Source organism: Mycobacterium sp. AT1 (assembly GCF_002043095.1).
Classification (GTDB): Bacteria; Actinomycetota; Actinomycetes; order Mycobacteriales; family Mycobacteriaceae; genus Mycobacterium.
The window spans coordinates 43,303-67,412 of sequence record NZ_MVOC01000046.1; the positions used below are offsets into that span (position 1 = coordinate 43,303).

Annotated in this window: 18 protein-coding genes; 11 read left to right on the forward strand and 7 right to left on the reverse strand. The window is 67.7% G+C overall.

Translation table 11 applies throughout. The annotated features are described in order from the left end of the window. Positions 1–58 precede the first annotated feature (58 nt). A complete protein-coding gene (locus tag B1790_RS21100) occupies positions 59–274 on the forward strand; it encodes an antitoxin (protein WP_079925205.1) in 216 nt (71 codons plus the stop codon). A 64-nt stretch (positions 275–338) separates the two neighbouring features. Next, positions 339–767, forward strand: coding sequence for a nitroreductase/quinone reductase family protein (locus B1790_RS21105; protein ID WP_079925237.1), 429 nt, complete (start codon positions 339–341; stop codon positions 765–767). Positions 768–773: 6 nt separating this feature from the next. Here the strand turns inward: B1790_RS21105 and B1790_RS21110 are convergent, their stop codons facing one another. Then, the gene (locus B1790_RS21110; RefSeq protein WP_369832391.1) at positions 774–1,607 is read right to left on the reverse strand and encodes an MOSC domain-containing protein; all 834 of its coding nucleotides are present in this window, start codon (positions 1,605–1,607) and stop codon (positions 774–776) included. Further along, positions 1,604–1,888, reverse strand: a complete 285-nt coding sequence (locus B1790_RS21115; RefSeq protein ID WP_079925206.1) for an ANTAR domain-containing protein — start codon at positions 1,886–1,888, stop codon at positions 1,604–1,606. Before B1790_RS21115 ends, B1790_RS21110 begins: the two co-directional genes overlap by 4 nt. A 341-nt stretch (positions 1,889–2,229) precedes the next feature. Between B1790_RS21115 and B1790_RS21120 the strand changes: the two genes are divergently transcribed. Beyond that, complete coding sequence (locus B1790_RS21120; RefSeq protein WP_233165245.1) at positions 2,230–2,811, forward strand: TMEM175 family protein; 582 nt, start codon at positions 2,230–2,232, stop codon at positions 2,809–2,811. On the opposite strand, the gene B1790_RS21125 is transcribed toward B1790_RS21120, so the two are convergent. Next, positions 2,742–3,482, reverse strand: coding sequence for an alpha/beta fold hydrolase (locus tag B1790_RS21125; RefSeq protein ID WP_079925207.1), 741 nt, complete (start codon positions 3,480–3,482; stop codon positions 2,742–2,744). The genes B1790_RS21120 and B1790_RS21125 overlap by 70 nt on opposite strands. A 588-nt stretch (positions 3,483–4,070) precedes the next feature. Here B1790_RS21125 and B1790_RS21135 point away from each other — a divergent pair. The 3 genes from B1790_RS21135 to B1790_RS21145 all read left to right on the forward strand — a co-directional run bounded on the left by B1790_RS21135 (position 4,071) and on the right by B1790_RS21145 (position 7,878). Continuing rightward, positions 4,071–5,414 carry a TetR/AcrR family transcriptional regulator gene (locus tag B1790_RS21135; protein WP_079925208.1) on the forward strand — a complete coding sequence of 448 codons (1,344 nt, stop codon included), beginning with the start codon at positions 4,071–4,073 and terminating at the stop codon, positions 5,412–5,414. A gap of 138 nt (positions 5,415–5,552) precedes the next feature. After that, positions 5,553–6,413, forward strand: coding sequence for a DUF427 domain-containing protein (locus B1790_RS21140; RefSeq protein ID WP_079925209.1), 861 nt, complete (start codon positions 5,553–5,555; stop codon positions 6,411–6,413). Between the two features lie 22 nt (positions 6,414–6,435). Further along, positions 6,436–7,878, forward strand: a complete 1,443-nt coding sequence (locus tag B1790_RS21145; protein WP_079925210.1) for an NAD(P)/FAD-dependent oxidoreductase — start codon at positions 6,436–6,438, stop codon at positions 7,876–7,878. Here the strand turns inward: B1790_RS21145 and B1790_RS21150 are convergent. After that, positions 7,820–8,563 (reverse strand): haloacid dehalogenase type II, encoded by a 744-nt coding sequence (locus tag B1790_RS21150; RefSeq protein ID WP_079925211.1) that lies wholly within the window; start codon positions 8,561–8,563, stop codon positions 7,820–7,822. The two genes, B1790_RS21145 and B1790_RS21150, sit on opposite strands and share 59 nt — an antisense overlap. 86 nt (positions 8,564–8,649) lie before the next feature. Here B1790_RS21150 and mug point away from each other — a divergent pair, with 86 nt between their 5' ends. Further along, positions 8,650–9,168: a G/U mismatch-specific DNA glycosylase gene (gene mug / locus B1790_RS21155; protein ID WP_079925212.1), complete on the forward strand. Its 519-nt coding sequence runs from the start codon at positions 8,650–8,652 to the stop codon at positions 9,166–9,168. Between the two features lie 71 nt (positions 9,169–9,239). Then, positions 9,240–10,592, forward strand: a complete 1,353-nt coding sequence (locus B1790_RS21160) for a sugar ABC transporter substrate-binding protein (protein WP_079925213.1) — start codon at positions 9,240–9,242, stop codon at positions 10,590–10,592. A 22-nt stretch (positions 10,593–10,614) separates the two neighbouring features. Here the strand turns inward: B1790_RS21160 and B1790_RS21165 are convergent, their stop codons facing one another. The 3 genes from B1790_RS21165 to B1790_RS21175 form a co-directional block, all read right to left on the reverse strand. Beyond that, positions 10,615–13,725: a cytochrome P450 gene (locus tag B1790_RS21165; RefSeq protein WP_079925214.1), complete on the reverse strand. Its 3,111-nt coding sequence runs from the start codon at positions 13,723–13,725 to the stop codon at positions 10,615–10,617. Positions 13,726–13,823: 98 nt separating this feature from the next. After that, positions 13,824–15,566 carry a sulfite reductase subunit alpha gene (locus B1790_RS21170; protein ID WP_079925215.1) on the reverse strand — a complete coding sequence of 581 codons (1,743 nt, stop codon included), beginning with the start codon at positions 15,564–15,566 and terminating at the stop codon, positions 13,824–13,826. Continuing rightward, a complete protein-coding gene (locus B1790_RS21175) occupies positions 15,563–21,016 on the reverse strand; it encodes a glutamate synthase-related protein (RefSeq protein ID WP_079925216.1) in 5,454 nt (1,817 codons plus the stop codon). Before B1790_RS21175 ends, B1790_RS21170 begins: the two co-directional genes overlap by 4 nt. A gap of 198 nt (positions 21,017–21,214) precedes the next feature. Between B1790_RS21175 and B1790_RS21180 the strand changes: the two genes are divergently transcribed. Genes B1790_RS21180 through B1790_RS21190 form a run of 3 tightly spaced genes read left to right on the forward strand, consistent with a single transcriptional unit; the run spans position 21,215 to position 23,942 of the window. Beyond that, positions 21,215–22,084, forward strand: coding sequence for a carbohydrate ABC transporter permease (locus B1790_RS21180; RefSeq protein WP_079925217.1), 870 nt, complete (start codon positions 21,215–21,217; stop codon positions 22,082–22,084). After that, a complete protein-coding gene (locus B1790_RS21185; protein ID WP_079925218.1) occupies positions 22,081–22,872 on the forward strand; it encodes a carbohydrate ABC transporter permease in 792 nt (263 codons plus the stop codon). Before B1790_RS21180 ends, B1790_RS21185 begins: the two co-directional genes overlap by 4 nt. Next, positions 22,869–23,942, forward strand: a complete 1,074-nt coding sequence (locus B1790_RS21190; protein ID WP_079925219.1) for an ABC transporter ATP-binding protein — start codon at positions 22,869–22,871, stop codon at positions 23,940–23,942. Before B1790_RS21185 ends, B1790_RS21190 begins: the two co-directional genes overlap by 4 nt. Positions 23,943–24,110: the final 168 nt, after the last annotated feature.

Below are 24,110 nucleotides of genomic sequence, written 5' to 3' on the forward strand. Positions count from 1 at the left end.
CTACAGGGCGTTGGCCAAACGTCATGCACTTCGATCGCATCGTGAATACGCTGAGAACATGCGAACGCTGCACCTGCCGAACGTCCCCGACGAGGTGATGGAACGCCTGGAACGACTTGCCCGAGCCGCCGGCACTTCGGTCGAGGCGGTGGCCATTCGGGAGCTGGACGCGGCAACGCGCCGCGTAGACAATTCGTCGTTGGTGGCGACCCTTCCTCACCTGGGCCTCTCGACCGACGCCATCGTGGGGACCGTCGACGTCGATCGCAGGTGACCGCTCACCGAGAACTGAGATGCGCACCTACACACCCGCGCCTGACAGTGCCACCATGGAACGCATGGCTGACGAGATGACGTCCGAACGGGAGTTCAACGCGCGCAACATCGCGGAGTTCCGCAGCAACGGTGGCAAGGTGGGCGGGCAGTTCGAGGGCTTCCCGCTGCTGATCGTGACCTCGACGGGTGCCAAGAGCGGTGAGCGACGCGAGAACCTCATCGGCTACTTCGACGTCGACGACAAGATCTACGTCGTCGGCTCGGCGGCCGGCCGCGATGCCAGCCCGGGGTGGGTGTTCAACTTTCGGGCCGACCCGTCCGTCACCGTAGAGCTTGGCGCAGATCCGCCGAAGCCGATGGTCGCCCGCGAACTGCCGAAGGCCGAGCGGGACCGCGTCTACGACCTCATCGTCGAGCGGGCTCCCGGCTTCGGTGAGTATCAGAAGAAGACGGACCGGGTGATCCCGGTCTTCGAACTCGCCGCCAGCTGACGCGGCCTATGACGATTCGACGGTGACCTGGTCGCCGGCGCGAATGGTGCCAGCGGTCACGACCTCGAGATACGCTCCGGCGCAGGGCAAGACGCCCATGTCCAGTGCGGCGACACGGTTTTCGGCTGCGGGCGTCCGCAGCGCCGCGGGATCCCGCGGCAGCGAGCCGTGCTCCAGGGTGGGGATGACGCATCGCGGCGTCGGGCCGATGGCGCGCAGCCGCACCTCGCCGACGACGAGGGTGCGACCGGTCCACTCGTTCTCGGCGTAGGCCGGAAAGCCCGGCGGCGTCGCGATCACCAGGTTGGGGCGGTAGCGCTGCGCCTCGGTGCCGATCTGCTCGAGGGTCGCGGTGGTGATGACGTGCACCGGCGCGTAGTCGGTGAAGGAGGTACCCGGGGTGGCCTCCGCCAATTCCAGAATCGGGGCGTCGACCTCGGCGTCCAGACCGAACTCGAGCACCTGCTCGGGGTCGGCCCGCTCCACCGACGCGCCGGCGGGTCGACTACGCGACAGGCGCACCGGCCGGGCGACAAGCTCGGACAGCCGTGCGTCCACCTCGTCGGCATCGGCGGACATGACGGCACCGTCGGGCATCCGGATGCTTACCCGGCCGGAATCCACCGTGGCGCTGCAGGTTAGGAGACTGCGCCAGAGTCGTGCCTGCTTGGCGCTGGCCACCCGGCCGGTCTCCTCGTCGATAAGTGCGAGGCGACGGTCGTCCTCGACGCCCTGCTCGTCGAGGAACATGACGTCCACGGCTTCGCCGAGCATCGACTTCACGGGATAGCGGTACATGGTGCCGACGTGCATCCGCACGTCTACGGCGGCAGTGCTCACGACGACACCCTGGTGTCGACGAACAGTTCGCGCCACTCGTCGGCCACGGCTGCCGCCGCGTCGGAGTCGAGGACGGGGTGGCCGCTGGCCGCCGCAACCACGGCCCGGCCGAGGGCGAACGGAGACAGCCCTCGTCGGGTGCTCACGTCCACCAACTGCGAGAAGGCGTCCTTGGCGTCGCAGCGCCGCAAGCCGACGAGTACCCCCAGCGCCAGGTCGAGGGTCCGGGTTCCAGAATGCTCGTCTGCCCACGGGTCGGCGACGCGGCTGCTGCCATTCACTAGCGGTTCTCCTCTTCCACGACGGCCCGATGGTTCATCTGAATGGGGCCGTTCTCCCAAACGATAGCCCCGGGCGCCCTCCCGTAGACGACTTTTGGCCTGAGAGATCGCTGTCTGCAGGGGGCGTCGCCGTTGCTGACGTCAGCCTGGCCGGAGGGCACCTGTGCCCCGGCTCGTCAACGATTGATGACGCTGCACGGCGGGATCGTCGTCCTAGGCCTCACACAACGGTGGACCACGACCCACGCGGTCGCTCCGGGATGCAGGCCAGTGCATAATGGGTTATCACGCCCATTGTGCGAGAGAGGGTCATGGTGGCGCGGCAACCAAGGTTGGAGCGGGTGTTCTCCGACGGCGTGTTCGCCGTCCTCATCACCGTTCTCGTACTCGACCTCAAACCGCCGGAGAAGGCCACCTTCGGTGCATTGCTGCCACTGTGGCCAACCGGCTTGAGCTATGCGGTGAGCTACCTGTTCATCGCGATCGTATGGGTCAACCACCATCACCTGTTCAGCTATGCCGAAGTTGCGACGCCACGTCTCGTGTGGGCCAACTTCCTGCACCTGTTCTCGGTGTCACTGCTTCCCTTCGCCACCGAGTGGATTGCCGACAGCCGCCTCGCGGCCGCACCGGTCACGTTGTACGCCGTTCTGTTCGTGGTCGTGAACGCCACCTACCTCGCCCTGTGTTGGGAGGTCGTCGACCGTCCCGCCCGCGAGGACGTGACGCAGTTGATGCGTCGCCTCTTGACCATGCGCTCGTTCGTCACCATCGGGATCTTCCTGACCGCAGCCGTGCTCGCCACGTGGTGGCCGGCTGTGGCCATGGCCATGATCGGTCTGTGTCTGGCCGGTTACCTACGTCCCGACGTTCCCGCGGGTTCGTCGTCGATCGCAGGCGGCTCCGCCGACACCGCGGCGTAGGCCTCGGCGATCACCTCGAGGACGGCGTTGGGCGCAGTGATTTGGGGCGTGTGGTCGATCCGGTGGGAACGGAGGTGAGCGCCCATGCGGTCGGCCATGAACGACTGCGTCTCCGGGTTGATCATCCGATCCTCCTCGGCACGTAAGTACCACGTCGGCAACGTCTTCCACCGCGGTGCGGAAACGGGCTCCTGGATGCACGCCACCGCGATCGGTCGCTGCGCAGCGGCCAAGAGGACCTGATCTTGGGCGTCGGCGTGTTGGGCGAAGGCCTGGGCGAACGCCTCGTCGGGCAACCACAGGTAGCCGTTGTCGTCGGGCGCGAGGTGGGGTGCGGTCGGATGCGGTGCGTCGCGATAGAAGACGTCCGCGACGGTCTCGTGTTCGTCGGGCGCCAAGGCTGCGACGTAGACCAGGGCCCGCACCTGCGCGTGCCGGCTGGCTCCCAGCACGGCACCCGCGTAGGCGTGCCCGACCAGCACGACCGGGCCTCCGATGCGAGCGACTGCCCGGTCGACCGCGTCGACGTCGTCGGTCAGCGAGGTGAGCGGAATCGGCGCGGCGATCACCGGTGTGCCGTTCCGGTTCAGGGCGGTGATGATCTTGCGCCAGCTCGATCCGTCCGCCCATGCGCCATGGACCAGGACGACCGACACCCGTTCTGTATTCATCTCACAACTCCTTGTTGGGGTGCGCGACTTGTTGGGGTGAGCGACCCATATTGCACGAGACCGTCGGCGGAGGGGCATGGTGTGGAGTCGACACCGTATGCATAATGGGCCAGGCAACCCATGATTGCAAGCGCCCGGCGGCGAGCAAGAGTCCACCGTGGCCGTCGTCAATCACGACTACGCGACAGTCAACGGGCACCGGCTGCTTTACCGCGAAGCGGGCGCGGCCGATGCTCCGGTCATCGTGCTACTGCACGGATTCCGCGGCAGCTCTCACGCCACGCGATGGCAGTACCTCACCGGCGTCGTTGACCAGACACTGGTGGACCCCGACGCGTGGCTCCACGACTACGTGTCGCTCTGCCGTCCCGGCATTGACGAGGTGCAGTTGGGTTGGACTACGCGTCCAACCCTATGCCGACATGCGCCTCCTGGACGGCGGGCAATTGCTGCTCGAGTCGGCGCTCGACGAGGTGGCGTCGCTGATCACCACCTTTCTCAAGGAGTACGTGAAAGGTGACTGACGCGTAGCCGGGGCGGCCTGGTCACGCCAGGAACAGTGGCCACACGGGTATCTTCGTATGCACGATGACCACCGCAGATGCGTCGGCGAACCGGAGTTTCACCGCCAAGGGCCTCGCGACGCGCGAGCGCATCCTGCGGTCGGCCGCCGACGTCCTGCTCGCCGACGGGCTCACGACGTTCAACCTGGACAAGGTGCGACAAGCCGCGTCGGTCAGCGGTTCGCAGCTCAACCACTACTTCGACGACCGGCAGGACCTGATCCGCGCCGTCGTGAAGCGTCAGATCGAGATCGTGCTGCAGTTCCACCGTCAGCCGAAGCTGGGCGGCCTCGACACCTTCGAGGACTGGGAGCGGTGGGCCACTCTCAACGTGCGCTACCTGCGCAAGGTCGGCTACCGCGGCACGGCCACCTATCACGCGCTGGCCGGCCAGCTGGCGAAGTCGGACGACGCCACCCGGCAGACGTTCGCCGACGGATATTGGCGTTGGGTCAACCTTCTCGAAGACTCGTTCGCCCGGATGAAGAGTCATGGCCTCCTGGTCAACTCGGCCCAACCTCGCCAGCTCGCGCTGGTGGCGGTCAGCCTGCACCAGGGCGCCGGGTTGCTGGCCTTCTCCTACCGGCAGGAGTGGCCGCTGGCGGACGTCACGAGATTCGTCGTCAACTACGTGCGGATGTTCGCCAAGGACCCCGACGAACGGGCCCCGCGTCCGGCGCGCAAGTCCCGACCACGACGCCGCCCCCACCGCGTCGACCGGGACGCGGCCCCACGATTCACCGCCAAGGGCATGGCCACCCGGGCCAGGATCATCGACGGCGCCGCCGAACTCATCTTCGAGCACGGGGTCAACGGCACCAGCCTCGACGACGTCCGCCGCGCCGTCGGCGTCAGCGGATCGCAGATCTCCCACTACTTCACGGACAAACAAGATCTCACGCGTCAGGTGATCGCGGCGCGCACCGACTTCGTCGTCGCCTTCCACACCCAGGAGGCGCTCGGTCACCTGGACACCCTCGAGTCGTTGCGGGATTGGGCCGATCTGTGCTGGACCCAGGCCGGGGAGAACTACCTGCGGGGCGGGTGCGTCTACGGCTCTCTCACCGGGGAACTGCTGGAAGCCGACGACGCGGTGCTCGACGATCTCGCCGACGGGTACGAGCGCTGGCTGGAGGTGTTCGAGGACGGCCTGACGGCGATGCGCCAGCGGGGTGAGCTCACCGACGACGCCGATCCCCGTCACCTCGCCGTCGCAATGGTCGCCGCCCACCAGGGCGGCACGTTGCTCACCCACGTGACCGGATCCGTCGAACCCTTTCGGGCCGCCGTGAACGCCGCGCTCGACTACGTCGCCAGCTTTGCCGTGAAGACGCGCAAGCGGCCGTCGAAGACGAAAAGGTCCTCCTAGCAACCACTTCACAGCACATTGGTGGACGGCACTCTGGACAATATGGGCCGCATAGCCCAGAATAATGGGACCTGTCGCCCATTTAACCGTGGAACCACTGGCCGGGCGTCGTGGGTCGGTGCGACGAAGGGGCACATCATGGGATTGGCATGGCAGCAGGGGCCGTTGGCCTCACGTTCGGTCGGCCACTTCCTCACCCCGGAGCCCTTGCCTGCGTTGTCGTTCGTCGAGCCGCTGCGCCGTCGGATGCGGGTCCGACTCGGCGACGCCTGGATCGCCGACAGTCAGGACGTGGTGCTGCTGCACGAGCCGGGCCGCTATCCCGTCGCCTACTTTCCGCGCGAGGACGTGACGTCGGGGGTGCTCGTCGACGACGGCCACGTCACCGAACACGCCGACCTGGGGCCGGTGACGTGGTTCGGCGCCCGGGTTGCCGACCGCGAGGTCAAGCGGGCAGCCTGGCAATACGCCGAGCTGCCCGACCACGCAAGGGTGCTCAGCGGACGCGTCGCCTTCGCGTGGCGGGCGATGGACGCATTCTACGAAGAGGACGAACGCGTCCTGGGGCACGCCGCCGACTTCTACCACCGGATCGACATCCGCAGCACCTCAAGGCATCTCGCCGTCCGCGACGGTGACCGTGTGGTCGCCGACACCGTGCGCCCGCTGGCGCTCTACGAGTCGGGGTTCGCGCCGCGCTGGTACGTGCCCCGCGAGGACGTCGACGAGACCGCGCTGCAACCGGTGGAGGGGCAGACCTTTTGTCCCTACAAGGGATTGGCGAGCTACTACGCCGTCGGAGACCGGCCGCGGGCGGCGTGGTCGTATCCGAACGCCTGGACCGAGGTGCAGCGCGTCAGCAACTTCGTCTCCTTCGAACCGGACAAGGTCGACGTCTTCCTCGACGGCGTGCAGCTCCACCCCGAGCCGGGGCAAACCGTGATCGCCCATGGCGTCGACCGCGGTCTCGACGCCGACGAGATCCGCACGCGGACCTAGAGCAAAATTGTTGGGAGAGAACATGGCAGGGGTCTACGACGTCATCGTCCTTGGCGGCGGACCGGTGGGCATCAACGCCGCCGATCGCGCCCACGCAGAGGGTCTGTCCGTCGCGCTCGTCGAACGCGAACTCGTCGGCGGTGAATGCAACTTCTGGGGATGCGTGCCAAGCAAGTCGTTGCTGCGACCGGTGCTCGCCGTCGCCGAGGCGCGCAAGGTCGACGGTGCCCGCGAAGCCGTCGTCGGGGCGATCGACGCGAAGGGCGTCTTCGCTCGCCGGGACAGGTATGTCACCAACTGGGACGACGCCCCCGTCGCCGGCGCGGTTCTCGGCATGGGCGTGGACCTGGTTCGTGGACACGCCCGCCTCGACGGGGCACGACGCGTCGTCGTCACCACCGCGGAGCGACGGCTGGAACTCCACGCCCGCCACGCGGTGATCGTGTGCACTGGCAGCACTGCCGCGGTGCCCGACCTCCCCGGCGTCGCCGAGGCCAAGCCGTGGACCAACCGCAGGGCGACCGACAGCAGTACGGTGCCGACGCGGCTGGCGGTGGTGGGGGCCGGGGGAGTTGGCGTCGAAATGGCCACTGCCTGGCACGGTCTGGGCTCACGGGTCACGCTGTTGGCGCGCACCGCCGGGCTGCTTCCGCGGATGGAGTCGTTCCTCGGCGAGCACGTGCACCGCGGCCTCGTCGAGGCAGGCGTGGAGGTGCGGACCGAAGTGCTCGTCACCGAGTTGCTGCGCCCCGGCGGAACCGGACCCATTCAGGTCACCCTGGACACCGGTGAGCGGCTCGACGTCGACGAGATCCTCTTTGCCACCGGGCGGACACCGAACACCGCCGACATCGGGCTGGAGACCGTGGGGCTCGCGCCCGGTTCGTGGCTCGACGTCGACGACACCTGCTTGGCCCGCGGCGTCGAGGGTGATTGGCTGTATGCCCTCGGCGACGTCAACCATCAGGCGCTGCTTACCCACCAGGGCAAGTACCAGGCGCGCATCGCCGGCGCCGTGATCGGTGCGCGTGCCAACGGGCGGGCGTTGGACTCGAAACCGTGGAGTGCGCACGTGGCCACCGCCAACGATCTCGCCGTCCCGCAGGCCTTCTTCACCGACCCGGAGGCAGCGTCGGTCGGGCTCACCAGCGCGCAGGCGACGGAGCGCGGCCATCGCGTGCGGACGGTCGACGTCGACATGGGGCAGTCGGTGCCCGGCGCGAACTTCTACGCCGACGGCTACACCGGGCAGGCACGGATGGTGGTCGACGAGGACGACCAGACGTTGCTCGGGGTCAGCTTCGTGGGTCCCGGGGTGGTGGAGATGCTGCACTCGGCAACGGTCGCCGTCGCGGGCCGGGTGCCGATTACCCGGCTCTGGCACGCGGTGCCGTGCTTTCCGACGATCAGCGAGGTGTGGCTGCGGCTGTTGGAGGGGTACCGGGACGGCGCTCCAGCAGGCTAGCGAGCTCGGTGAGGTTGGCGGCCAACAGGTTTGGCCGTGGAACGCCGTCGGCGATCAGCGGCGCGTTGCCGGGCCGGGTGATCAAGGCGCCTTGCATGCCTGCGCCTTGGGCTCCAATCGTGTCCCAGGTGTGCGCCGCCACCATCATGCACTCCGAGGCGTCGACCCCGAGCTGCGCGGCCACCCGGCGGTAGAGGTGAATCGACGGCTTGAACACCCCGAGGGTGTCCACGGTGAACTGGTGCTCGAAGAAGTCTCCGAGTCCGGCGTTGTCCAGCGGCGAGGCCACGTCGGGGCGATGAGGGGAGTTGGTCAGGGTGACCAGGCGGTAGCCGTCGGCCCGCAGGCTCGCCAAACCCGGGGCGACGTCGGGGAGGGCGGGCATCGTGCGCATGCCCTCGGCCAGCGCGAGCAGGTCGTCGTCGGTGGGGGTCACGTCGCGGATCGTCGCGACCATCTGCAGCACGGCGCGGCCGAGGGTGAAGAAGTCGACGTAGTAGCCGGACAGCGTCAGCGTCATCGAATAGGTGACGAGCTCGCCGAACCACGTGCGAAGGACGTTGGCGTCTCCGAAGATTCGCTCGAAGTGCGGGCCGAGGGATTCGATGTCGAGGAGTGTCTCGTTGACGTCGAACACCAACACCGACGGCGTGCCTGCAGTGGACGGGGAGTCGAAGTTCGTCATCTTTCCACTATGGGTGACGTCACCCAATTTTGCGAGTGTCAGGACCCGTCTATTTGCGTCGCCGCAGGTGGTTGACTGAGGACGAGATGAAACCGAGTGGCTACGACCCCGACGTGCTGGGCCCGGGGCTGGACGTGGTGTTCTGCGGCATCAACCCGGCCTCCAGTGCGGCCGCCGACGGGCACAACTTCTCGAACGCGAGCAACCGCTTCTGGGCGGTTCTGCACCTGGCCGGGTTCACCGACGGGCGATTGCGCGCCGAGGACGAACGCCAGTTGCTGACCCACGGCTGCGGCATCACCGCGGTGGTGTCGCGCCCGACGCCGACGGCGGCCGAGGTTGGCGCCGAGGAGTTTCGGGACGCGAGGCCCGCCTTCGAAGCCAAGATCCGCCGGTATCAGCCTCGGGCCGTCGCCTTCCTCGGCAAGCGCGCGCTGTCGGCCATGCTCTCGACGCGTGACGTCGCCTGGGGTAGGCAGCCAGTGGACTTCGCCGGCGCGACCGCCTGGGTCCTGCCAAACCCCAGCGGCCTCAACCGCGGTTTCAGCCTCGACGCGCTCGTGCGGGCCTACGCCGAACTCCGCACCGCGGTACCCCGGCGCTGACGACGCCGCCCACGATCACCACGAGTCAAACCATCGTCTGACCACCGGTCTCTCCCTTACCGTCCTCCCACGTGACCACCGCAAACCTCAGTCGCCGCCGCGCGCTCCAACTACTCGGACTCGCCGGTGGGGCACTGGCTTTCGCGCCAGCTCTCGCCGCGTGCGGCTCCGAGGGCAGCACCGCGGCGCTGTCCACCACCGCCCCGACGGGCGGACGTTTCGACGGCGTGACCCTCAAGCTGCTGGTCAACCAGCCGCACGTGACGTCCTTCCGCGACGTCCTGGCGCCCAAGTGGAGGGCGGCCACCGGCGGCACCCTCGAGGTCACCGCCGCGCCCTATGACCAGTTGACCAGCAAGCAGGTCCTCGACGTCCAAAGCGGCACTGGCGAGTTCGACGTCTTCGACTACTTCTACTTCGGCCTCGGCGATCTCGTCGACGCCGGCGCGCTCACCGACCTCACCGGGTGGATCGACGCCAACGGCGACGAGATCGGCACCAGCGGCTACCTGAAGTCGATCTACGACCCGTACACCCTGCTCGACGGCAAGCGCTACGGCCTGCCCTACGACGGCGACGTGCACATCCTCTTCTACAACACCGAACTCTTCGACCGGTACAAGGTAACCCCGCCGACCACCTGGGACGAGTACGACGACGCCGCCGCCAAGATCACCACCGACGCCAAGGGCGCCGCCTACGGGGCCATCGTCTCCGGTCAGCAGGTCCCGATGATCCTCGGCTGCTCCTACGTCAACCGGCTCACCGGCTACGGCGGAAACCTGTTGGACGCCAACGGCAAGCCGGAGCTCACCTCCGACGCCTCGGTCGCCGCGCTGACCCACCTCGTCAAGGTCAACCCCGTCGCGTTGCCTACCCCGCTGCAAGTCGGCTTCGACCAGGCCAACATCGCCTTCCTCACCGGGCAGGGCGCAATGCTCGACACCTGGACCGACATGGCCCTGCGCGCGGAGGACCCGACGGCGTCCAAGATCGCAGGCAAGTGGGGCGCACTCTCACTGCCGGTGGGCGGGAGCAACAAGACCCCGCGCACCGCCCTCGACGCCGGTTTCGGGCTCGGGATCTCCACTGCCACCAAGAATCAGGACGCCGCGTCGGCGTTCATCGCCTGGGCGACCGCCGCCCCGCAGAACCTCGTCGTCTCCTCGACCCCCGGCGCCGGCATCGACCCCGCTCGTGGCGAGGTGCTCGACTCCGACGGTTACGCCAAGGTGGTGACCAAGGCCATCGGCCCCATCCGCGAGGGCCTCAACGGCAACCCCCTGGTGTGGCCCAAGGAGGCCGGCGCGCCACAGTTGTTGCAGGGCTTGGTCGACCAGCTCGCCCTGGCCGTCAACGGCACGCAGACCGTTCAGCAGTCGCTGGAGAACTCCCAGAATCAGTGGGACAAGGCCCTGGCCTAACCCCTCGAGTTCGAGTACCCGCTCATCCCGCCCACACGTCCTCCACGTAGTGGTCGGACGCCACCAACCCCTCAAGCCATTCCTTCGCCGCCACGTCATCGGCACCCGTACGCGCGCTGTAGATGGTTCGGAACGCCGCCCGCACCGCCGGCGCCATCCGGCCCCCGTCACCGCAGATGAAGACGTGGGTGTTCTTCGCAGGATCGCCCAGCAGCTCCCAGACGTCGTCCGCATCGGCGGCGATCCGATCCTGCACGTACTTGACCCCATCCACGGGAGCCCGCGAGAACGCCGGCCGCATCCGCACGATGCCCTCCCGCTCGCCCTGCTCGAACGCCTCGCGGAAGATGTAGTCCACGTCCGGATCGCGAACGCCGAAGAAGCACAACGCCGGTGAGAACGGTTCGCCCGCCTGCTTCGCCGCCAACCTGTCACCGAGGAAGCCGCAGAACGGTGCGACGCCCGTGCCCGCGCTCACCAGGATCACGTTGCGCTTCGGCTCCGCGCCCGCTCGGAACGCCTGCCGCGCCGGGTCGATCCTCGCCCGGATCCGGGTACCGGGCACGACCCCCGCCAGATGATTCGACGCCACCCCCTTGAACAGCCCGTAGCCCGACCGCGCCGGCGTGTCGAGCACGCTGACGATCAGCGCGACCTCGTGCGCCGACAACTTCGACGACGACGCGATCGAATAGTGCCGTGGCGTCATCGGTTCCAGGAGCTCCAGTAGTTCGGCACCGGTCAGTGCGCACGCCTTGAACTGCGCCAGGCACTCCAGCGGGCTCAGCGCACACGGATCCTCCGAGTCTGCCAACGCCTCGAGCGCCTTCCGTTCCGGCTCGCACGGGTTGACCGCCGCCATCTTCTTCAGTTGGCTGCGCGTCGCCGGCTTCCGCAACTCGACGAAGTGCGTCAGCAGCTCGCGCACGCTCACCTCGCGGTCCAGCGCGATCAGCCGGCGCGACGTGCGCCGCGGATTGATCGACAGCCGCAGCTCCGGGTCGATCTGCAGCAGCTCGAGCACCGTGTCCACCACCTCGGGTGGATTGTCGGCCAGCACCGTCAGATGGTCACCCGTCGAATACGACACATCCGGGGGAAGCGCCACCCGGACATAGTGTTTCGCCTGACCCGGCACGTTCACCAACTCGTCGTTCAGCGTGACCGTCATCGGCTGCACCGCGAATCGCTCGTCGATCGCCGCCGTCAGCGGGCCCTCGATGAAGCGCAGGTCGTACAGCGGTTCGTCGTTCGTGGTGAGCGATACGGCATCCGGATCGCCGTAGTGTTCCGCCAACGCCGACCACAACGCCGTCTCGAACTCCTCCAGCGTCCCCGTCAGATCACCCGACGTGTCCGCCGCCGCCCTCGGCACCAGCGGCCGTCCACCGAGCGCCGTCAGCCGCTCGTCGTAGATCTTGGGCACGGCCTGGTACGTGTCCGCCCAGTTGTGATCGCCGACGCCGAGCACCGCGAACAGCGGTTCATTCTGGAGGACGGCATCATCGGACTGCAACCACGAGTAGAACTCCCGCGCGTCATCCGTCGGCTGACCGTTGTACGACGATGCGACGATCAGCACCGCATCGGCCTGGGGTAACCCGCCCACCGCCGTGTCCAATGCCGCCACCGTTGCGACACAACCGATGTCGGTTGCCTCCTCCGCGAGCTGCTTGGCCAGTGCCCGGCAGGTGCCGAGATTCGAGCCGTGTAGCACCGCCAGCGTCGTGCCCGCCCGAACGGGCGCCGACGCCGAAGTGGCGACGGCGGTGGCAGGAGCAGTTGCCACCACCACCCGCTCCTCCGACGTTCGCCGCACCAGCTCCACGGAGAACCCGACCGGCCGCCGACTCAACCCCTCCCACTGCAACACGTAGTGCTGCGAGTCGATCAGCCGATAGCGGTGCACCAGCCGCGCGAGCAGCATTGCCGCCTCGTGCAACGCGAACTGCCGCCCGATGCACGACCGCTCCCCTGTGCCGAACGGCTTGAACAGCGCCGTCGACCGACCCTCGGCGACATCGGAGTCGAACCGGGACGGGTCGAACAGCTCGGGGTTGTCGCCCCACTCCGGCTGCCGGTGCAGCGCGCCGGTCAGGATCGTGACGGCCTCGCCCGCCTTGACCGGATACACGCCGCCGATCACGTTGTCCGCCAACGCCATCCGATCGAAGTTCAGCACCGGTGGCGACAGGCGCAGCGTCTCGCTGATCACCTGGCGCAGGTAGGCGAGCTTGCCGATGTCGTCGTACGTCGGCAGGTAGTCGTCGTCGGTACCGAATGCGGCGTCTACCTCGGCCTGCACGCGGGCCAGCACCGCGGGGTGGTGCACCAGGTTGTAGACGGCGTTCGGCATGAGCTCCGACGTCGTCAGCTGCCCGGCGATCAGGAACGTCATGATCTGGTTGCGGACGTTGTCGTCGGACAGGGCCCCGTCGGCGCCGAGCATCACGTACAGCAGATCGCCGGTGCCGCCGCCGGAGTGTCCGGCGATCAGCTCGTCGAAGTACCCGTGCAGGGTGGCCAGCTCCGCCTCGAATGCGGGCGACTCGCCGTTGGTGAAGACCTCGGTCAGCGCGTTGGTGAAGCTCTGCGGGATGGGCGCCAGGCCGTCGTAGTCGTACGACTCGAACCGCGCCCCGAACCCCGCCAGCCCGACGGTGTCCATGGCCAGCTTCTGCAGATCGCCTGACACGTCGACCGGACCCACCCCGACGCGCGCGTCCCACCGCGCGACCAGCTGCTGGTTGATCGCCAACATCGCGTCGTGGTAGTTGCGCAGCCCGGAGTAGCTGAATCCGGGCAGTAGAACGTCGTGTGCCGTCTGCCAATTCGGCTCGCCGTGGAAGGCGGTGAACAACCCGTCCCCGGCCAAGGGGCGGATCCGTGCCAGCGACGCCGTCGGGTTCTTGGCGAACCTGCTCTCGTCGCACAGCTCCGCGACGAGTTCCTCGGAGCACGCGTAGAGCTTGCGATTACCGCTCCAGTCGCCGTAGAAGATCGGGCCGTGCAACTCGGCGAGGATGTCGATCGGCAGCGCGTACGGCCTGCCGGCGAGTTGCGCATCGGTCGGCAGGGACACGGAAGGGACGTCGTCGAGCGACGGCGGGGCGGACGGCGCGTACTCGGGCATGCGCGCAGCATATTCACCGCGAGCTGCAAATTTGCGCCAACGTCAACAATTGCAGGGCTTGGCTGTCGTACTGACACCGCACTCTCGAGGAAGGAGGCTCAGTACACGTCGCGCACGTAACGCTTCTCGCGCTTCAGCGAGTTGACGTAGTCCGTGGCCGCGTCGTCGTCCATGCCGCCGTGCGCCGAGACGACGGCGTGCAGCGCGTGGTCGACGTCCTTGGCCATCCGCGTCGCGTCACCGCACACGTAGAAGTGCCCGCCCTCTTCGAGCCAGCCGAACAACTCGCGACCGTGCTCCAGCATCCGCGTCTGCACGTAGATCTTCTCCGCTTGATCGCGAGAGAACGCCAGCTCCAACCGATTCAGCAGACCCGACTGCTGCCAGCCCGCGATCTCGTCGCAGTAGGCGAAGTCGTGCGCACGGTGCTGGTCGCCGAAGAACAGCCAGTTCCGGCCCTTGGCCCCTCGCAGGGCGCGCTCCTGTAGGAACGCCCGGAACGGCGCCACGCCCGTGCCGGGGCCGACCATCACCATCGGCACGTCGTCGTCCGCGGGCACCCGGAAGGACTTGTTGGGTTGCAGGAAGATCTTCGCCTTGGCCGCGCGATCGGCCAGGAACGTCGAGCAGACGCCGCCGCGCTCACGGCCGTTCGACTGATACCGCACGGCCGCGACCGTGAGGTGGATCCGGTCTGGGTGCGCCAGTGCGCTCGAGGAGATCGAATACGCCCGGTGCTGAAGCGGTTTCAGCAGCCCGAGGAACTCCTCGACGCTGAGGTCGTCACCTGCGATCCGCAGGATGTCGAGCACGTCCTTGCCGTACAGCCAGCGGTCCAGCGTCTCCTTCACGCCTCCGCGCAGCACGTGCGACAGCTCCTCGTTGTCGGCGCGGTTCTCGACCTCGCCAAGCAGATCCTTCGACGGCGCACTGATTTCGTACTTCTGGCCAAGCAGCTTCCCGAGCGGCTCCCCGTCGACGAGCGTGCCGACCGACATCCGGAAGTGTTCGACGATCGCGTCCACCAGCTCCGGGTCGTTCTCCGGGATGACGGCCAACGCGTCGCCGGTCTCGTACTCGATTCCGCTGTCCGCCAACGCAAATTCGACGTGCCGGATCTCCTTGTCCGACCCCGCCCCCGACAGCAGCCGGTTGGTCGCGACCGCGGCGGTGAACGGGTTCTTGCGCGTCCACCCCGACCGGGCGACCGCACTCGGCGCGGGCGTGCTCGGCATCCCCGTCGCACCCGAGGTGGGCACCAACGCGGTCAATGCATGCTGAATCCACGCCGCGGCATCGGTCTCGTAGTCGACGTCGCAGTCCACCCGCTGCAGCACTCGCGTTGCCCCGAGCTGCTCGAGGCGCATGTCGAACAGCTTGCCTGCCTGACAGAATCCGTCGTACCCGGTGTCGCCGAGGGCCAACACCCCGAACGACACGCTCTCCAGCCGCGGCGCCACGTCCGCTGCGAGTGCCTCCCAGAACAGCTCGGCGTTGTCGGGCATCTCGCCCTCGCCGTAGGTCGACGTCACGATCAGCACGTACTTCAGGCCCGCGAACTCCTCGAGCTCGATCTCGTCGAGCCCGCTGACCGTCACCTCGAACCCCTGCGACTTCGCCGCCGCGGCAGCATCGTTCGCGACACCCTCGGCGTTGCCGGTTTGCGTCCCGTACAGGATCCGCAGCGACGGCCCCGGCTCAACCTGGTCGGCGACGGCAGGAGGCGGCGCGTTGACGCTCATCGCCAGCCGCGAGTGCAGCCCCGCCAGGAAGCCCGAGATCCACGCGCGCTGATCCTCGTTGAACGGCGCGTCCTGCGGGATGTAGGCGATCTTCGTCATGCGTTCTCCAACGACTCGAACGACGCCGCGACGTCTGGGATCGACTGTGCGGCAAACAATTCCTCGAACGACGGCAACCTGCCGATCCGTTCGACGTTCTTGCTGTCCTGATGCAAGATCCACCCGTACGTGCCAGGGCTGTCCGTCGACAGCACGTTGCGCTGGGTCAGGGCCGCCTTGTAGTCGGTGATCCGCTTGTTCGCGACGAACACCGCCAGGTTTTCGTCGGTGAAACCGTCCACGGCATTGCGCGCGTACTTCTGCAGCTTCTGGATGAGGTAGAAGTCCTCGGTGAGCACCAGGTTGCGAACGGCCTTGCCGACTCTCGCGTCGGTGACGTCGGTGACACCCGGCAGGCGTGAAAGCGCCAGCTGCTGAGCCATGTTCAGCACCGTGTAGGTGTTGAGGAGCGCATACATGTCCTCGGTGTCGGTGACGCCGTAACCGGGCACTGCGCCACCGAGCACGTATTCGTCGTCGCGGTAGGACCGCTTGAACTTCGCCACCTGATGACCCGCAAGTGCAGCGGCCAACTCGTCGAGCAGCTCCTTGCGGGTCTTGGACGACAGGATCGCGTCGGCGTCCTGGTACTGCAGCAGCGCCCTCGGCATCGCGTACACCACGTGCGTGCGCGTGGTCTCCCAATCCGCCAGCAGGTCAGTGGCCTTCACCGAGCCGGTGGCCGCCACGTGCCATTCCAGCAGTGTGCGTGCCGCCACCTCGTGGAACGGCGCCTCGGTGATCGACGCCAACTTCACCGAGTCGGCGCTTACCTTCGAGGGCAGGTCGCCGGCTGGGTCGTACTGGTAGAGGAAGCCGCCGCTCATCCCGTTGGCGACACCCTTTCCGAAGCCGCCGATGTTGAACACCGCGCCGTTGGTCATGTACTCGCAGAGGAACTCGCCGACGCCCTCGACCACCGCGGTGGCACCCGAGTTGCGCACCGCGAACCGGTCGCCGGCCTCACCCTCGACGAACAGCCGCCCGCCCGACGCGCCGAACAGCGCGAAGTTGCCGATCAGCACGTTGCCGCCGGGCTGCGTGGAACCACCGCCGGGGGAGCGCACCGCGATGGTGCCGCCGCACTGGCTCTTGCCGACGCCGTCGTTGCAGGTTCCCTTGTGCGTCAGCGTCATTCCGTCGTTGCAGAACACGCCGTAGCTTTGGCCCGCCGACCCCGTCGTCGTGATGACGACGCTGTCCGGCAGCAGGTAGCGCCTGCCGCGGTCGTCGGTCGCGACGGCCAGACCGTCGGCAATCCCGTCCGGTCCAGGGTGATTCAGCATCCGCTCGATGTCGATCGCCAGCTGGCCGCCGACGCTCTTGTTCATGTTGCCAAGTGCCACCGGGTCGGTGACGACGCCGTCCAGGTTCAGCTGAGCCAACAGCGCGTCGTCGACCGCGTAGTCCTTCTCGAGGTAGATCGGGTCCTCTGGCACGAAGCCGTGCGCGGGCGCGAGCATGGCCCGCAGGTCCAGTTGGCCGATGCTGGACGGGTGATCCAGCAGGTGCAGCAGATCGCTGCGCCCGCGGGCGTGCCGCAGCGACGACAACCCTAGTGTCGCCAGGATCTCCCGCACCTCGTGGGAGATGTTCAGCAGGTACTGGGCCAGTGCGCGCGGATCGCCCTCGAACGCCTCGGCGTTGGTCGTCAAACCGGCCGGGCACTTGATGTTGCAGTTCTTGGCCATCACGCACTTGAGCATCATCAGCGCGGTGGTGCCGAACTCGTAACTGTCGGCACCCAGCAGCGCTGACTTGACGACGTCGCTGGCCGTCTGATGAGCGCCCGACGCCCGCAGCACCACCTTCTGCCGAATCCCGTTGGCCACCAATGCCTGATGTACCTCGGCGACGCCGATCTCGGCGGAGCGGCCCGCGTACTTCAACGACGTCACCGCCGCGGCACCGGTGCCGCCGGTGTTGCCCGCGACGTTGATGACGTCGGCACCCGCCTTGGCGACGCCCGCGGCGATGATGCCGATGCCCTCACTGGAGACCAGCTTGACGATGACGCGGACCCTCGCGGCCTTGCAGTCGTGGATGAGCTGCGCCAGGTCCTCGATCGAGTAGGTGTCGTGATGCGGCGGCGGTGAGACGAGCTCGACGCCGGGGGTGCCACCGCGGGCCGCCGCGATCTGCACCGTCACCTTGGGTGCCGGAAGCTGGCCGCCTTCACCAGGTTTCGCACCTTGACCGATCTTGATCTCCAGCTCGCGGAGCATCGGATCGGCGAGGTAGCCGGCCCACACCCCGAACCTGCCGGAGGCGAACTGCTTGATGCGTGAGCCGCGAATGGTGCCGTAGCGGGTGAGGTGCTCGCCGCCCTCGCCGCAGTTGGACAGGCCGCCGACCATGTTGGTGCCGTGCGCGACGGCCTCGTGGGCGGGTGCCACCAGCGCGCCGTGGCTCATCGCGCCGGAGGTCAGGGTGGCGGTGATCTCGTCGGCCGGTTGCACCGACGGCAGCGGGATCGAGTCCGGCGCCGACTGCAGCTGCGCCAGATACTTCCGTGCCCGACCGCGGGCGGTCAGCCACAGCCGGTCGCCGATCACCTCGTGGTCGACGATCTCGTCGCCGAACCGCTGCACCAGCGAGTCCGCCAGCGCAGTCAGCCGCCCTGGCGAGTGAGTCAGCCGCAGCGTGAACTCGTCGCCGACCCGGACCAGCGTCAACCCCCGCACCAGGTAGGAGTTGTTGCCGAACTGCGCGAACTGGCCCATCTCGGAACGGAATTCCTCGGCCGTGTGCACGAAGTTGACGTCGGCGGGGAACGCCAGCACGTCGCGAAGGGCGGCCGGACGACGGGTCCGCTCGGCGTTGACCGCGAACACGAAGCTGCGGTAGCCCGGGGTGATGTCGAAGCTGTTGATCGCCCGCGGCGTCATTTCGTCGAAGCTGTTGTTGCGGTACGCCTCGTCGTCAAGACCGAACGCACCCTCGAGTTGATGTAACGGCAGCGTCCTGAGGAACAGGGGATCGGCCATCTGCTCGTTCTTGGGCCGGGCCTCGTCGCCGAAGGAAATGGCTTCCTCCGTCATGTCGATGAAGCCGCGCACCGCCGTCGTCCCGTAGGAATGCCCGGCGCCCTCGGCCCGCTCCTTGAACAGGCCAAGCAGCGGGACGTCCTTCTCGTCGCCGACTTCGACTGCGCGGGCGTGCCATTCGGCGGAGGTGTCGGACAGCGTGCGGAATCCGACGCCGCCGACGACCGAGATGACGTTGGGGAAGTACTTGTTCAGCACCGGCCCGTTGGTGTCGAGGTAGCTGGGTTCGAAGAACTCGCCACCGATGTAGCTCTCCACCGTGCACAGCCCGACGCGGCCCATGGTCTTCATCAGCGACTTCTCGGCGGCCTTCTTGAATCGCTTGAACGCCGTCGTGATCGCGGTTTCGTCAGTACCGAACTTCTCCTCGGCGCGCATCTGCACGCTGAGTGAATAGACCGCCGACGCCCCGAACCCGAGGACCGTCGCGACGTGGTGCGACGAGCAGACCTGACCGCTCTCCACGATCACCGACACCCGGCGGCGCAGGCCCTCTTCGATGAGCCGCTGGTTGACGGCCGAGATCACGATGGTCATGGGCATCGCGGCGAGCTCGCTGGTGACGTGGCGGTCCGAGATGACCGCGATGCCACCGGATTCGCGGGCGAAGGCCTCGACCTCGTCGCACAGCTCGTCGATTCCGGCGATCAACGCGGCGGCGTTGGCCGCCCCGTCGTCGAGCACCACGCGGTATCGACTGCCGAAGCGGCGCACCGGCGTCTGCTTCTGATCGCGGATCTTCAGCATGTCGAGATGGGTCAGGATCGGCGAGTTGATCACGATCTGCGGCGCGGGCGTCGCACCGCTGTTGGGCTTCGCGCCGAGCGCCACCCGCAGCGTCATCCCGTCGGCCTCGCGAATGCTGTCCAGCGGCGGGTTGGTCACCTGGGCGAACCGCTGCGAGAAGTACCGCGCAATGCCGCCTTCGTGATTGGACAGCGCGTTGATCGCCGCGCCGTACCCCATCGCGGAGATCTTCTCCTGACCCGTGGCGAGCATCGGGTCCATCAGGAACTTGAAGCTCTCCTGGTTCAGCGAGTACGCCACGTACCGCTGATAGCGGTTCAGGTCGCCGTTGTAGCGGGCGGGTGACAGCTGCCCTTCCGGCGGGACGGCGGGCAACTCGTCGAGGTTGACGCGGGACTCGGCCACCATCGCCGGGTAGTCATGTTGCGCCGCAAGCATTTCGAGCGCCTCGACGGTGGTGAACGAGCGGCGCCGGGAGTGGTCGTAGTACAGCATGCCGCCGGCTTCGATCCGGCCCCGCTTGGTCACTTCGTCGGGCTCGAAGTACAGCTGGCCGGCCTCCGACATGACGCCCAGGTACTCGGCGGTTTCGACGGTTCGCAACGGGCGCAACCCAAGTCGGTCGAGCCGGGCCCCGATGTAGCGACCGTCGCCGAAGATCAGCGCCGCGGGCCCGTCGTTCTTCTCCTCGTAGAGGCTGAAGAACTCCAGCATCGCGCGAACTTCGGGCGACAGCGTCGGGTCGTTCTCCCAGGCCGGCGGCATCATCGCGACGACGGCGGTGACGAGGTCGAGGTCGTCCTCGAGGACGCGGTTCTGCAGCGTCTGGTCGAGCCGGCAGCTGTCGGACTGGCCGTGCGGCCGGATGATCGCGCGGTTGCGGGCCAGGGCGATGGCGTTGTCGGAGAGCCGGTTCTTCTTGTCGGTGTTGAGTTCGCCGTTGTGCGCCATCAACCGGAAGGGTTGGGCCATGGTCGCATTCGGCGCGGTGTTGGTGGAGAACCGCGTGTGGAAGAACATCGAGTGCACTTCCATGGACGGGTCCGACAGATCGCTGAAGTACGGGACCACTTCGTTCGAGTTCAGCCGACCCTTGAGTACCTGCGTGCGGGCGCTCAGCGACAGCGGGTACATGCCCTCGAGTTCGGGACGGGTGTAGGCGACTTCTTCGATGGCCATCAGGGCGTCGTGAATGCTGCGGTCCGACAGCGGCCCGCCGTTCGCCGTGGTGAAGACCCACTGGCGGATGGGCAGCTGATACTTGACCGCGGCCGGCCGGATGGCCGTGTCGTCCACGGGAACTTCGCGTTCGACGAGGATGTCGAAACCGCGATCGGCGAGCGCCTGGCGGACGACCTGCTCGGCCTCGGCGTGGAAGGCCGGGTCGTTGGGCAGGAAGAAGTTGCCGACGCCGAAGACGCCGAGGTCGAGGTCGGGTCGGCCGGTCACCCTGCGGAAGAACCGCAGCGACAGGTCGAGGTTGACGCCAGCGCCGTCGCCGACGCCTTCCGAGGACATGCCGCCGCGGTGGGGGACCGCGCATAGCGCCTCGTGCAGCTTGCGGATGACCTCGTGGGTCTGGCGGCCGTCCTTGCGTGTCAGGAAGCCGACGCCGCAGCTGCTCTTCTCCTGATCCGGGTCATACAGTCCGACCACCGAGGCTCACCCCTTTGCACGTACGTGGCATGTAGCAACACCCGGGGCCTCGTCGTTGAGCATGGGCGAGCACAAACACCTTAGGGTACCCTGATCAGGGGTTTAGCGCAGCGCTCGGCGTCTGTGACGGCTCCTCCTGGACTCGTCATGAGTTAATCCATCGCCGCGGGAGCGGGGCAGCGCATAGCGTGCCCCCACGTGACTCGACGCGTTCCTGCCTGGTTGGCCGCCCCTGCCGTCGCCGGACTGGCGCTGCTGTTGGTCTATCCGACGATCTGCCTGGTCGCGCTCGCTGTGACGAAGTCCTCACTCGCCAAGCCGCTCAACCGCTTCACCGGACTCGCCAATTTCACCGGAGCGTTCGCCTCGCCGGCGTTCACCCCGTCGCTGTGGAAGTCGACGATCTTCGCGGTCCTCGTCGCGGTCGTGACGACGCTGCTGGGGCTCGGCATCGCGCTGCTCCTTCGCCATCGCGGTGGCGGCTTCGGCGTCGTCGGAGCGCTGTTCCTGCTGCCGTTGGTGACCGCACCGGTGCTCGTCGGCGTCGCCTGGAAGCTGCTGCTGGCTCCGGTCGGTGGCGGGCTTGCCACCGTCTTCGAGGCCGTCGGGCTGGCGGGGTTCAACCCGCTGGGATCCGACGTCGGGGCTTTCGTCGTGCTGGTGGTCATCCACGTCTGGCAATGGACGCCGTTTGCGACGCTGATCGCATTCGCCGCGCTTGGCGTCGTCCGCCCCGAGCTTCTCGAATCCGCCCTCATCGACGGTGCGACCTCGTGGCGGTCCTTCACCACCGTCACCTGGCCCGCGATCGCCCCAAGCATCTGGGCCGTCGCCGTGCTCGAACTGGTCATCGGTTTCAAGGTGTTCGACCTCCTCGTCGTCATCACCGCCGGGGGACCGGGCTTCTCGACGAGCCTGTCGCCGTTCGTGATCTACCAGACCGGTCTGCGCGGTAGCTTCGACATGGGCACCGCTGCCGCCCAGACGCTGGTGTTCGGTCTCGTCGTCGGGGCTGTGGCCACCGTCGTCACGACGCTGCGGGCCCGCGCGCTCAAGGCCGACGCGTGAAGGCTCGCGTCGTCCTCGTCGGCGCGGTCGCCGTTGCGCTGCTGCCGATCGCGTACCTGCTGTCGTTGGCGCTGCGCCCCGCGGGCGAGGTGCTCAACTCCAGCCTGCTGCCAGACACGGTGTCCTTCGACGACTTCGTGAAGGTGTTCGACACCATCGAGCTGGGCACCATGCTGGCCAACTCGTGGGTCTCGGCGGTCGGCGCCGCGGTGCTGGCGGTCGTGATCGCCACGCCCGCAGCCTATTTCACGGCCCGGCACGTCCGGGGCGAGAGACTGCTGACGGTCTTGTTGGCGAGCTATTGCGCGCCGCCGATCGTCGCGATCATCCCGTTGTTCTTCCTGTTGCGCTACGCCGGGCTCACCAACGGCGTCGTCGGCCTCATCCTCGTCAACGGCATCGCGGGGGTCCCGGTGGCCGCCTGGTTGCTGGACGGTTTCGTGCGGCGCATTCCCGTGGAGATCGACGAGGCTGCCGCGATTGACGGGCTGTCCGTCGTGGCGACCCTGCGCAAGGTCGTCATCCCGCTGCTGTGGCCCGGCATCGTCGCCGCGCTACTGGTCACGTTCTTCCTGTCCTACAACGACTTCCTGTTTGCCGTGTACCTCGCCGTGACGAAGGAAAGCCAAACCCTCACCGTCGGACTGTCCCTCTTTCAAGGCGATCGCAACGTGCAGTTCGGCCAGCAGGCCGCGGCCGGGCTGCTCGGCGTCGCCCCCGTTTACGTGCTTGCGCTGGCCGCCCAGCGCTACCTCGTCGGCGGACTGACCACCGGAGCTACGAAATGAGCAGTCCCACCAGCGCGGTCGAGATCGCCGGCCTCACCAAGACCTACGACGACCACGCCGTCGTCGGCGATCTGACCCTCACCCTGCCCGACGGTTCGTTGACGGTGCTCGTTGGTCCGTCCGGCTGCGGCAAGTCCACCACCCTGCGCATCGTCGCCGGACTCGAGACGGCCGACGGTGGCACCGTGTCGATCGGTGGTCGCGACGTCACCACGGAGTCCCCGCGGACGCGCGACGTCGCCATGGTGTTCCAGAACTATGCGCTGTATCCGCACCTGTCGGTGGCGGCCAACATTGCGTTTCCGTTGCGCAACAACGGGGTTGCGAAGGCCGAGGCGACGCGGCGGGCGCGCGAGGCCGCCGACCGGGTGGGCATCACCGCGCTGCTCGACCGCAAGCCTCGTCAACTGTCCGGCGGCCAGCAGCAGAGGGTCGCCATCGCCAGGGCGTTGGTCCGGACGCCGAAGGTGTTCCTGTTCGACGAACCGCTCAGCAACCTCGACGCCAAACTCCGCGTCGAACTGCGATCCGAGATCCGGCGCCTGCAACAGGATTCGGGCATCACCGCGCTGTACGTCACGCACGACCAGGAGGAGGCGATGACGATCGCCGACCAACTCGTCGTCCTCGACGCAGGGACCATCGCGCAAGTGGGCACGCCCGAGGAGCTCTACCGCCGGCCGGCCAACACCTTCGTCGCGGGGTTCATCGGCTCGCCGAGCATGAACCTGCTCGGCGGCACCGTGCGGGCCGGGACGTTCGAGGGTGACGGGGTTCGGTTCGCCGCCCCCGGTGCCGACGCGGCTGCCGTCACGTTGGGGGTGCGGCCCGAGGACATGCTGGTCGCCCCGGCGGAGCATGGCAACGGCACCGTCGAGATCGTCGAATTGCTCGGGCCGCGTTACGTGTTCATCGTGACGGCGGGCGCACACCGGCTGACGGCGGTGGTCGAGGCGGCCACCGTCGCGGGCTGGGGGAGGACGCCCGCGCCGGGCGACGCCATGACGGTCGACGTCCGGGCCGACCGGGTGCACCTGTTCGAGAGCGAGTCCGGACGCCGGCTCACCTGAGCCCGCCCGACCCCCGCCAATCACCCCGCGAGCAGACGGAAAGGGCCCTGCATTGGCCCGATTGAGGGCCCTTTGCGTCTGCTCGCGGGAAACGCTAGCGCTCGGTGCGGCCGATGCCCCACTCGCCCGCGACCGCGCCAACGCCGAACTAGAGGCCGAACTGAAAGG